The sequence below is a fragment of the Geitlerinema sp. CS-897 genome (genome assembly GCF_028368005.1).
GTDB lineage: Bacteria > Cyanobacteriota > Cyanobacteriia > Cyanobacteriales > Geitlerinemataceae > Baaleninema > Baaleninema simplex.
Genome location: NZ_JAQNCQ010000252.1, coordinates 1 through 11,116, shown reverse-complemented (window position 1 = coordinate 11,116; position 11,116 = coordinate 1). Strand labels below are relative to the sequence as shown.

Here is an 11,116-nt window from a genome sequence, read left to right as displayed (position 1 = left end):
TAGCTTCCCAATTGAATCGGTAATCGCCGACGAAAATCCAAGGTTTTTGAGCTTCTCGATCGGAAAACCTTGCACCATTTTCTGAAAAAAAGTCCCAAAATCCTTACTGGGTCTACATTTCAGTTTTGTTCAGCAAGCCCGAAATAAGGATGCCCTGTCGGGCAGTTCGTTTGTTGGCGGGAATTCCCCTCCCGCTAATCCTGTCGGATATAACGGGAGGGGAATTCCCGCATTTTAGATGGTAGCGATCGGAAGTCATACGGAATCCGCATCTCAACGCTGAGCGGAGTCGAAGCGTTGAGTCCGAGCGGAGTCGAGGACTCAAATACTGGTTTTGCCCGACCTGACAAGTCTCTCTCTGTGTCCTCTGTGTCTCTGTGGTGAAGACTTCTTGAAACCTAGCGTATCGGGAACGGATTCCGTATCACAAGTTAAATCCTTCCGTGGCAATGATTTCGACCGATCGGCATCATTAGAGTGCAGCACTACCCGCGATGTTTGCCATAGCCGTAGGACTTACGCACTTCAGCGTTAACCACACTCAATGTAGAGGTCGGTGGGCATTGCCCATCCTATCGATGGTGTAAATGCGGTTGTTCTGAGCCATTTCTGTCTGGGTCGAGCCTACTTACTAACACCTAAGACCGGCGGGAGGGAACGTCCTGAGGGACGGACGAGCGAGAGGTCGCACCGTTGGAAACCTCCTCGTCTTCTAACCGGTCGGTTTCCCATAACTCGTAAAACGGCATGGGCGAGTCCGTCACCTCGGTTTCGTCTTCAGGCGAAACGTGAGGCGGGAACTCCACAGGGATCTCGGCGTCGTCGATGACCGCTCCCAACACGCGCACGCGGTCTTCTGCCTCTTCAAGCATTTCGGCGTATTCTGCCAGTAAGCCGCCTTCGGTCACGCCGGGGCGAGCGACGAGAATCATTCCGTCGGTGTAGGGTTCGAGCAACAGCGCGTCGTTACACTGACTCAAGGACGGGGCGTCCACGACGACGAAATCGAACTGAACGCGGGCTTGACTCAACAACCGCCTTAACTCGCTCGATTCGATAATCGCAGCGGCGTGCTGTTGCGGTCCGGGACTGGGGATCGTATAGAGGTTTTCCACTTGGGGAACGAAGCGCATCCCGCTTTGGAAATCGCGATAGTGACGTAAGGGTTCGATGAGACTGTGGGGATCGAGCGCCACTTTCAGCGATTCGGCCTTCGAGGGCGATCGCAAATCGGCTTCTACAAGTAGCGTCCGTTTTCCAGCTCGCGCTGAGGCGATCGCCAAATTGTAGGCTGTAAACGTCTTTCCTTCTCCGGCCTTGGCACTGGTTATCAGCACCACTTTCGGCGCTCCCCCTTCCACTCGCCGCAAGTTGCTGCGGAAGCGCTCGTAATGCTCCAAATAAGGAGAATCGGGTGCCACGATGACGGGCATCTTGCTCTCGTCGCCGAACTCCTCTGTGACCACGTGAGGCAACGTTCCCAACAGCAACAGGTCGCGTTCCTGTAACGCTCCGCGCACTTCCTCGACCGTGTAAAACCGTCCTTCGAGGGCGGATAGCAAGAAAATTAACGCGCCCCCGGCTGCCAATCCGACACCGCCCCCTAACAGCACTAAAATCGCCACGTTTGGCGGATCTTCCTTCTGCTCGACGACTTGAGCTTCCTGGGCGATCGTCAAATTACTCACCGTTTCAGCTTTGGCCGCTTCAGCATCCACCAGTTGAGCTTGTAATTGGTCGGAGAGAGCTTTGTGTAACAACACTTCCTGCTGCAAGCGCTGGCGTTCGAGTTCCAAATCCGGTAAGTTCGCGTAGGTCGCTTTTAATTCCCGTTCGAGGCGTCCGGCTTGCGCTAAACTGCGATCTAGGATGTCCCGCTCGGTTTGCAACTGCACGAGCCTTGCGGCCATTTCTTGGCGCATGGGATCGAGGCTGCTCGCTTGGCGAATCGCTCGACTGTTCGACAGCGGAATCGCAATCCCCTCGCCGCCGATGACTTCGACCGCTCGCTGCACGAACAATCGTTCTAACCCGTCGAACTGGCGTTGTAACTCCACCATCTGGGGATGTTGCGGTCGTAACGTCTGAACGAGCAGTGCTTGTTGTGTTTCCACTTGGTAGAGTTGCGCCCGCAAGTTATTGATGATGGGATCGCGGCTGAGAGCCGAGGAAACATACGCTTGGGTGACGTTCAATCCCAACTGTTGCTCGAGGCTGTCCATTTGGGCGGCCATTTCTTCGATTTGCAAGCGCAACTGTTCTTGTTGCTGCTGGCTGGCGCGAATCTGTCCGACGAGAGAACCGTCTTTGGCGAGGGTAATCGCCGCCCCTTCAATGCGATCGAACTGAACGAGACGGTCTTCAGCTTCTCGAAGTTCCTGTTGAATTTCGGGCAAGCGTTCGTTGAGGGCATCGATGAGGGCTTGGAGGCGAGAGGTGTTGAGCAGGTAGCTTTTTTCGATGGCGGCTTCCATCAGCAAATTCACCACCATCGACGCTCGTTCGGGGGTCGAATCGGTATAGGCGACGCGATAGAATTGTGGCTCGTCCGAGGCGGGGGTTCGGAGTCTAGCGGATTTCACTTGTCTCGGAGGGACGCCGATCTGTTCGCTGACGGCTTCGGCAGTCGCGTCGTCGATAAGGTAATCCTGGGTTAAGGCTTGTCGTCCTTGCTCTTGAATGGCCGGCCCCGTCTCGGATAAAATTACGGGTTGTTCGTTCGAACTCATCACCCCTGTTGCTTTGTAGGTGGGGGGAGGGGGTTCTTGTAATCCCATCAATCCGGCAACGCCAACGGCAAGGGCAAAGACGCCAAAGCCTGCGATTTTATATTTGCTAAAGGCGATACTGTATCGTTTGACGATAGAAGGAGCCACGAGCGATCTACCTGCGTGCGACTATTTTTATCTTAAGCGACTCGAGAGGGGTTTCGGGGCGCGATCGCCCGTCTCGACAATGAAGTTTTCGCGGATTCATCGGTGGTAACCGGTCGTTCGCTAATTGTTGTTATTGTTTCCGGTGGGACGGAACAAGTTATCGGCGCTATTAGAGAGTTGGTCGAAAAACAGTAAAAATCCGAGAACGTCGCGGAACGGTTGGGTAAAGTTATTGAAGAAATTTCCGACGGCGGCAATAAAGTTACGTCCGACGACGACCACATCTTTATCTTGCAGGATCGGATTTTCTTCGGGATTGCCCAAGATCGCTTCCCGTCCGTTGTAATAGGTCGTCACGGCTTCCCCGAGGGTCTCGTCGAAGCGGATGACCGCCACGCGACTCAAACGAGCTGTGTTTAGGGGAATCCCGCTGAGAACGTCGGCGAGGGTGCTACCGTTGGGCAGCGCTTGGGTATTGGTCGCGTTGGCGGGATAGCTAAGAACGCGCACGATAATCTGGTTTTGGGCTAACGTCGATCGCGCCGCCAAATCGAGTTGGTACGCTTGCCGTTCTTCGGCTGTGAGTTCGGGAACCACCACTACGTCTCCATCTTCGAGAAATACTTCTGGTAGGGGTTCGCCGAACACGAGGGGCGAAAACAGATCGACTTCTCGCTCGACTGTCGTTCCGTCGGCTAGGGTGCGGCGCAACAAAACGCGCCGTAAGTTCGCCGAGACTTTCGTGCCTTGAGCGGCGAGAATGGCTGTATCGAGGGCTGGGGACGGTACGGGTGGAAAGTCGTAAAATCCCGGCCGGGCGACTTCGCCGACGACTGTAACGGCAATGGGTTCTTGCTGGGGAGCTGCTAGCGCCGAGCGATCGATGGTTTGGCGGTTGTAATCTCCGGCAAAGGTGCGATCGCGACGAGGAACGAAAATCACGTCTCCGTCTCGCAAACGCAAATCGGGAATCGACGTGCCTTCGATCAGTGGTGTGTAAAGATCGAGGGTTTGAGACAAAATTCTTCCGTCGTCGAGGGTGCGTCGCACGGTAACAAGGCGCAAGTCCGCCTCGATCGTAACGCCTCCCGCTGTGAGGAGCGCTTGCACGAGGGGGGCGTTGGGCGCTACGGGGAAAAACCCAGGACGCGCCACTTCTCCGGTGACGGTGACTTGGGCTTGACGGGGAGCGGCCAACACCACTTGTACGTCGGGGTTGACGACGTAGTTGTTGAGTAAGCGCGTCAGTTTTTGTCGGGCTTCTTCGACCGTCAGTCCTTGTAGTGAAACGGTTCCCAGCAACGGTATGAAAATCGTCCCTTGAAAGGAGATTTCGGCGCTGGTGGTCAGATCTTGAAAGGGGGGCTGGACGACGACCGAGATGGCGTCGCCGGGTGCGAGTCGATACACCTCCCAGTTATCTCCACTCAGGGGACCGCGACGACTGGGAGACTCGGGTAAAAGTGGAGACAAGTCCAGTGGTGTCGCGGGGCGATCGCTCGAGTGTCGGTCGAGATATTCCACCATCTGGCGGTGTTGGATTTCCCCGGACAGTTGCAAGCGCAACCACACGGGCAGACTCTCGGGAACGGTATCGAGGTCGAGTTCTTCGTCGGCGATCTCGGGTGGGGCGATGTTTGGTGTGGGTTGGGCGATCGCGCGGCCGAGTGGCAATCCCCACAACGTTACCAAGACGGCTTCTGTGAGGACTGCCACCAGCGATCGCCCGTTCGGTTTCCGTACCACCTGTCCCATGCAACGATTCCTTAAAGCACGACGTCTTCCTTCGGGGGAAGAAACCCACTCGAACGACGTTCTACGACCCGACTCGAGACGGTTCGACGAACGCGTTTTCCATTAACTGTTCCTGCACCTGTGACGCCAGACGTTCGAGAAGCGGACGGGCGGTTTCGATGTCGCCGAGGGGTTCGATGGGCGTCATCAGACAGACAGCGACCCAAGGCTGACGGCGACCGTCTAATCGCGCCCGACGGTCGGCTTGAAACCAGTGCGTCAGGTTGGGATGGCCGCCGGTTTCCCAAGCGTACCATTGGGCGATCGCGTAGGTTTTTTGAGTCGTCCAACCTCGGAAAAATCGCGTCGTGACGGTGGCGGACGTGCCGTCGTCGGCCGTCACCTCGAACGCGAACTGACGCTGGCGGTCTTCTTTCCAATCTCCCTGAGCGTTTCCCAAACCGCGAATGTCCGTCCACTCCATCTGCGGCTGCGATCGCGTACCGCTTTGTCCCTGTTGGGGGTGCAGTAACAGCGTCGCCGGGGCGGGAGAGTCGGCGGTCGAGGCGGTGTCGTCCTCCATCAGAGTTTGCATGACCCACGCGCCCGATCCTAAATTGACAGTTCTCAGGTCTACCGTCGTCCATCCGGACAGTTCGAGTCCGGTGTCGTCGAGTTGTTTCAACCCGCTGAGATCGACGGGTTGGGGTTGGCGAAACGGCAGCTTTCCCCGAACGTAGTTGGGAACGGCGACCGCTAACAACAGCAGTGCGAACGCGACGATCGCCACCACAGCAAAGGGCGACGACCGACGAAGAAATTGAGGGACAAAAGAGGCGGATTTTTCCACGATTTGCGTTGACAACGAACAGCAAGCAGTCTCGAAGGGATGGATACGTTCACATCAAACGGACTCGACGGTGTCGGAACCGGACAGGGCGTCGCGCAACCGCTCGATCGCCATCAGTGTTGGAATCAAGGCTAACAACATGAGCGCCGAGATCGCGTCGCCGCCCCAACCTTCGTGCAGCCAGTGGAACAATTCGTCTCGTCCGGTTCCGTAAAACAGGGTTAAGAAGGTGTTTCGCAAAATGTTCGTGACGACGCTGATGAGAACGGCACACAGGAGAAACACCACGGTCGTTTTGCGCGATTTTAACGCCCCCGTCCAGTACAGCAGCATCAATGCCACGTAGAAGGTGGTAAAGAGCATTTTGAACCCGGCGCAGTGGGGCGCGACTTCGACGACGCGACCGCCGACGAGAAGTAGGATATCTTGAACGGTGACGTCCAATCCCCATTGAGTCAGGATAAATCCGGCTGTTCCGGCGATGAAGCTTTGTAGGGGAAGGGAAACGGGCGCGATGAGATAAGGTAGGTCGTTGGGGGTCGCCAGTAAGACGAGCAGCCAGGGAAAGGCCATGAGTTGAAAGCCGGGACGGCCTTTTAAGCCCAGACACAATCCCGCTAAGACGATGGGAAAGGACAGGTTGACTAAATCGGGCATTTGGCTGACGTACAGGACGCCCCCCAAACCGAGCAAGACGGCGCCGAGGGGATTGAAGCGATCGCTGAGGGCTTGCCAGCGATCGCGCTTCGTCCAGACGATGTACGCGGCGAAGGGTAAGCCGATGATGCCGTGGCTGAAGTATTCGTGTTCGAGGCTGATGCTTTTGTTGAGCCAACCGTCGTACCAGTAGGCGATCGTCGGCAGGTACATCAACGCCAGCAAGAGGCCGAGGATTAGTTCGCTCGGATAGCGATCGAAGGAGGATTTGAGAGTCGTTTGTAGCTTCATGGCATCGAGTGTTCGACCGAGTTTTAAAAGGCGAGTTCTATCTAAACTATTGGTACGAAGAGATGTTCTTAGGAGTTTACGATCGCGCGGCCGAAACGGGATGGCGAACGGCGGTTTCGATCGCTCGGACGACGAGATCGATTTGCGCTTCGCTCAAGCCGGGAAACATCGGCAGCGAGAGAATTTGACGGGAGAGGGTTTCTGCGTGGGGAAAACGACCTTCCTCGTAGCCGAGGTCTCGATAGGCTGGTTGGAGGTGGCAGGGGATCGGGTAGTGAATTCCGGTTTGAATTCCCTGTTGTTCGAGTTCGGCCGCCAGTTCGTCTCGGGTTAGCGGCGATTCGTCGGTGACGCGGACGACGTAGAGGTGGTAGACGTGGCCGCGATCGCTGTCGTTTCTCATGGGAACGATCCCCGATTCCCGTAAGGGTTCGAGCTGTCGGTCGTAGCGTCGAGCGGCCTCGTTGCGCTGGCGGTTCCACTCGGGTAAACGGGGCAGTTTGACGTTGAGGATCGCAGCTTGTAGGGTATCGAGGCGGCTGTTTGTACCGCGATAGGCGTGGACGTATTTTTGAGGGGCGCCGTAGTTTCGCAAGGCTTGCAGGCGTTCGGCGATGTGGGCGTTGGGGGTGACGGTGATGCCGCCGTTGCCTCCGGCTCCGAGGTTTTTACTGGGATAGAAGCTAAACGCGGCCGCCATTCCCACCGACCCGGCGGTATAGCCGTCTCGGTGGGCGAGATGGGCTTGGGCGGCGTCTTCAAAGATGAGTAAGTCGTGTCGGGTCGCGATCGCCTGTAAACCGTAGGGGGACACCATTTGTCCGTAAAGGTGAACGGGAAGCAGGGCTTGGGTTCGCGGTGTAATGGCGCGTTCGGCTGCCTCGAGATCCATTAGGGCGGTGTCGGGATCGCAATCGACGAGAACGGGCGTCGCTCCAGCGTGTAAGACGCCGATGAGGGTGGCGATAAAGGTGTTGGCGGGAACGATGACTTCGTCCCCCGTTCCGATGCCGCAGGCACGCAGTCCTAGGGCGATGGCGTCGGTGCCGCAGGACACGCCGATGCCGCAGGACACGCCGCAGGCGCGGGCGAAGTCTCCCTCGAAGGTTTTGACGGCTCGGCCGAGGATGAAGTCGCCGCGATCGAGAACGTCGCGAACGGCCTGCTCGATCTCGTCTTGAAGGGATTGGTGCAGGGCGTGTAAATCGACAAATGGAACGGGGGTGGGGGTTTTACTCATCGGGGGTCATACCAACTTTGAGAACAGTCCTCTCACAACTGTAGCTCGACGGTTCTGGCAGTTGGGGAGATTTTTTTGAAAATTTATTTAAACTTTAAAATTGATGCGATCGCTTTTTTGGAAAGAATATCTTGAGAGATTTATATTCGATTTATGAATGTTTTAAAAAGCGTTTAAATATTTTTTTGTAATTATTAAATCTATGATTTTTTAAAAATTTTTCACTCAATTTCAATTTCAATTTCGATTTTTTGTGCGATCGCTTCGGTCACCAGTTCGTTGCCAGCCGGACTCAAATGAATATGGTCTCGATAAAGGGTTTCGACAGGTTCGACGCGATTGAAGGACGAAAGAAAGTCGATATACTGAATTCGATCGCGTTGCGTGAGTTCTAACAATCGTTGTCGAGCTTTGAGTTCGTAATCGCGAGGGCCGGGTTCTCCTAATTCCCGTTTGAGGGGAGTCATGGCGAGTAAAAAGACGACGTTTTCGGCAAGTAAGCGATCGTGAATTTGTGCGATCGCCCTCAAATTTGCCCCCACGATATCTTTATCTTCGGGAAGGCGAGTCTCGAGTTCGGAAAATTCAGGTTGAGGCAGGAGGTAGCGAGAGAGAACTTCGATCCAAGCCAAGCGAGGATAGCGATCGGGATAGCTGCGATCGCGTCCCACTTTGACGGAACTCGGCGCACTGGCGAACAAATCGTCAGTATTGATCGAAAGTACGACGGCACGAGCGCCAAAAGTGCCGAATTTCTCCAAATACGCCCGTTCGTTGCGCGGTCCCCAAGAGTTAGCCGAGGCGTTGAGAACTTCCACGCGGGGCGCAACCGGGGCTAACCGCCGTTGGAGTCGGGCGGAAATCGTCTCGTCGCGATCGGTCCACCATCCCCCGTTGGCGATGGAATCTCCCAGCAGTAACACCCTCAAGGTGTCGGGAGTCGGCATCGGTTCGACCTCCTCAGACCGCATCGAGTAGCGGTTGATGTCGATGCGGTTGCCAAAGCGTCGGGTGTGCTGGTTCGGTGCCAGACGATAGCCGATCGTGTCGTCGGCAACGTACAATGGCGGTTTGCCAAACCCAAACACCACTCGCAAGCCGATCTCGATGGCGATCGCCAATCCCGCGATCGCGAACAGTACCACCAACGCGAGTTTCAAGGGCGTTTTCTCCTGGCGTCCTACCCTGTCCAGTGTAAACGAGCGGCACTGAAACCCCTATAATCCAAATAGGATATACCGGGTTCGACTGAGATGGACAGCCATCGTACCCGACCCGACGGGCGAACCGACGGGCAAACTCACCCAGAACGCCCCAGTTTCTGTGACCGAGCGACAGCGTCGCAGGTCGCCGCTTCTGTTAGCCCTTTCAACGAACACCCCTAGTCACTGACTCCGAGACAAGTAAAAACGTGGACTTCGAGCAGATTTTCAAAACCCCCAATCCCATTATTGGAGTCGTACATTTACTGCCGTTACCCTCCTCGCCGCGATGGGGGGGGAGTCTCAAAGCGGTGATCGATCGAGCCGAACGCGAAGCTGCAGCCCTCGCAGCCGGGGGGGTGGACGGTATCATCGTTGAAAACTTCTTCGACGCACCCTTTACAAATTCCCGCGTCGATCCGGCGGTGGTGAGTGCCATGACCTCGATCGTCGAACGGCTGCGCGGTATCGTCACGATTCCCATCGGTGTGAACGTCCTCCGCAACGACGCCCACAGCAGCCTGGCGATCGCGACGTGCGTCGGCGCGAAGTTCATCCGCGTGAACGTCTTGACTGGCGTGATGGTCACCGATCAAGGCATCATCGAAGGCCGCGCCCACGATTTGATGCGCTATCGCCGAGAACTCGGCAGCGACGTGAAGATTTTTGCCGACGTGTTGGTCAAACACGCTCAACCCCTGGGAACTCCCAGCCTCACCTTGACGGTGCGCGAGACCCTCGAACGAGGCTTGGCCGATGGGGTCATCCTCTCGGGAATGGCCACGGGAATGCCCCCGAGTTTGGAAGATTTGGAACTGGCCAAACACGCCGCCCGTAACAAGCCCGTTCTCATCGGTAGCGGGGCGACCTGGGAAAATATTTCCGAACTGATGCAAGCGGCCGACGGCGCGATCGTCTCGAGTTCGCTGAAACGACACGGCAACATCGAAGCCCCCATCGATCCGATTCGCGTCGGCCAGTTTGTAGATGCCGCCCACAGTAGCGTCGATCGCGATGGGGCGATCGCCCCGTCACCGTCTTATAAGAAAGTACCGTCTTAACAATTGGGAAATCTAGAGAAACATCGCACGGAGAAGCACCATGACTCGCCGACGTTCGACCTCTCGATTCTATCGTTGGTCTCGCCCGATAATGGGGACGATCGCCCTGTTGGGGGCCCTCGAAACCACGGTGTTAACGGTGGTGAAACTGACGAACAACATCGCCGCCATCTGTCCCACGGAAGGATGCGATCGCGTGTTGACTAGCCCTTACGCGATGGCCTTCGGACTGCCGCTGACGGTGTTCGGCTTCCTGGGATACGCCGCGATGACGGTGTTCGCCTTCGCCCCTTACTCGTTCGACCCGGAAGACAACCGCCGCCGCCGCGATCGCATCGAACGAACGACGGGATGGGCGTTACTCGTTGGGGGGGCAGCGATGGCCGCCTTTAGCGGCTATTTAACCTACGTGTTAGTCTCGGAACTACACGAGTTCTGTCCGTATTGTTTTGCCTCGGCACTGTTTTCGTTCGGTTTGTTCGGATTGGCGGTCTTCGGCCGCGATTGGGAAGACGCCGGACGACCGCTGTTTGCGAGTGCGTTGGTGGCGATCGCGACCCTCGTGGGCGTGACGGGACTGTACGCCGATATTTCTCCTTCTGTGGCGGCGACGCCAGAATCCGTTTCTGAGACGAAACAAGCGCCTCGTGCCGTGACGACGGAGTCGGGAACCGCAGAAATCGAACTGGCACGACATTTACGGGAGATTGGGGCGCGAACCTTCGGGGCGTACTGGTGTCCTCACTGTTACAGCCAGAAGCAGCTATTCGGACGCGAAGCCTTCGAGATCGTAGAGTACGTTGAATGCGACCCCCGAGGTGCCAACGCAAAACCCGAGGTTTGTCGACGGGCGGGCGTTCGTGCCTATCCGACTTGGGAAATTAACGGACAGTTGTACGAAGGGGTTCGGGAGTTGGACGACTTGGCTGAGTTGTCGGGCTATTCGGGAAATACTGCGTTTCGTCACTCGCTGCGATCGGTTATGTAGGGGAGTTTTCTACTGTTAAAATTGACTTCGTAGGCGTTTCATCCGGAATCCGTTTCCAATAAAGCTAGGTTTCAAGAAGTCTGGCTCTTCCGATTTTGTTATGCAAAAAAATACTAATTTAACCCCAATTTCGATATTTGAAATTCAAAGCCGAAATTCTGTAAAGCTTGCAGAACTTGACATAGAGCGATCGATTAATGTAGAATAAATTTAATTA

8 protein-coding genes are annotated in these 11,116 nt (G+C 56.0%); 2 read left to right on the top strand and 6 right to left on the bottom strand.

Annotated features, from left to right (window positions below):
* Positions 1–638: 638 nt before the first annotated feature.
* The 6 genes from POG22_RS15965 to POG22_RS15940 all read right to left on the bottom strand — a co-directional run bounded on the left by POG22_RS15965 (position 639) and on the right by POG22_RS15940 (position 8,808).
* Positions 639–2,876, bottom strand: a complete 2,238-nt coding sequence (locus POG22_RS15965; protein ID WP_498906346.1) for a GumC family protein — start codon at positions 2,874–2,876, stop codon at positions 639–641.
* Between the two features lie 120 nt (positions 2,877–2,996).
* Positions 2,997–4,631 (bottom strand): polysaccharide biosynthesis/export family protein, encoded by a 1,635-nt coding sequence (locus tag POG22_RS15960; protein ID WP_498906344.1) that lies wholly within the window; start codon positions 4,629–4,631, stop codon positions 2,997–2,999.
* A gap of 61 nt (positions 4,632–4,692) precedes the next feature.
* Positions 4,693–5,460: a cyanoexosortase B system-associated protein gene (locus POG22_RS15955; RefSeq protein ID WP_071592068.1), complete on the bottom strand. Its 768-nt coding sequence runs from the start codon at positions 5,458–5,460 to the stop codon at positions 4,693–4,695.
* A 54-nt stretch (positions 5,461–5,514) separates the two neighbouring features.
* Complete coding sequence (crtB, locus tag POG22_RS15950; RefSeq protein ID WP_063714783.1) at positions 5,515–6,408, bottom strand: cyanoexosortase B; 894 nt, start codon at positions 6,406–6,408, stop codon at positions 5,515–5,517.
* A gap of 76 nt (positions 6,409–6,484) precedes the next feature.
* Positions 6,485–7,648 (bottom strand): DegT/DnrJ/EryC1/StrS family aminotransferase, encoded by a 1,164-nt coding sequence (locus POG22_RS15945; RefSeq protein WP_498906342.1) that lies wholly within the window; start codon positions 7,646–7,648, stop codon positions 6,485–6,487.
* Positions 7,649–7,869: 221 nt separating this feature from the next.
* Complete coding sequence (locus POG22_RS15940) at positions 7,870–8,808, bottom strand: SGNH/GDSL hydrolase family protein (RefSeq protein ID WP_498906340.1); 939 nt, start codon at positions 8,806–8,808, stop codon at positions 7,870–7,872.
* Between the two features lie 251 nt (positions 8,809–9,059).
* Between POG22_RS15940 and btpA the strand changes: the two genes are divergently transcribed.
* The gene (gene btpA / locus POG22_RS15935) at positions 9,060–9,911 is read left to right on the top strand and encodes a photosystem I biogenesis protein BtpA (protein WP_017660720.1); all 852 of its coding nucleotides are present in this window, start codon (positions 9,060–9,062) and stop codon (positions 9,909–9,911) included.
* 40 nt (positions 9,912–9,951) lie between these two features.
* On the top strand, positions 9,952–10,899 hold the full coding sequence (locus tag POG22_RS15930) for a vitamin K epoxide reductase family protein (RefSeq protein ID WP_063714786.1): 948 nt from the start codon (positions 9,952–9,954) through the stop codon (positions 10,897–10,899).
* Positions 10,900–11,116 lie beyond the last annotated feature (217 nt).

What these genes read in the sequence shown, in the direction of transcription:
- POG22_RS15960 (WP_498906344.1), bottom strand. Translation starts at nt 4,631, where the DNA reads ATGGGACAGGTGGTACGGAAACCGAACGGGCGATCGCTGGTGGCAGTC.
- POG22_RS15945 (WP_498906342.1), bottom strand. Translation starts at nt 7,648, where the DNA reads ATGAGTAAAACCCCCACCCCCGTTCCATTTGTCGATTTACACGCCCTG.
- crtB (WP_063714783.1), bottom strand. Translation starts at nt 6,408, where the DNA reads ATGAAGCTACAAACGACTCTCAAATCCTCCTTCGATCGCTATCCGAGC.
- POG22_RS15930 (WP_063714786.1), top strand. Translation starts at nt 9,952, where the DNA reads ATGACTCGCCGACGTTCGACCTCTCGATTCTATCGTTGGTCTCGCCCG.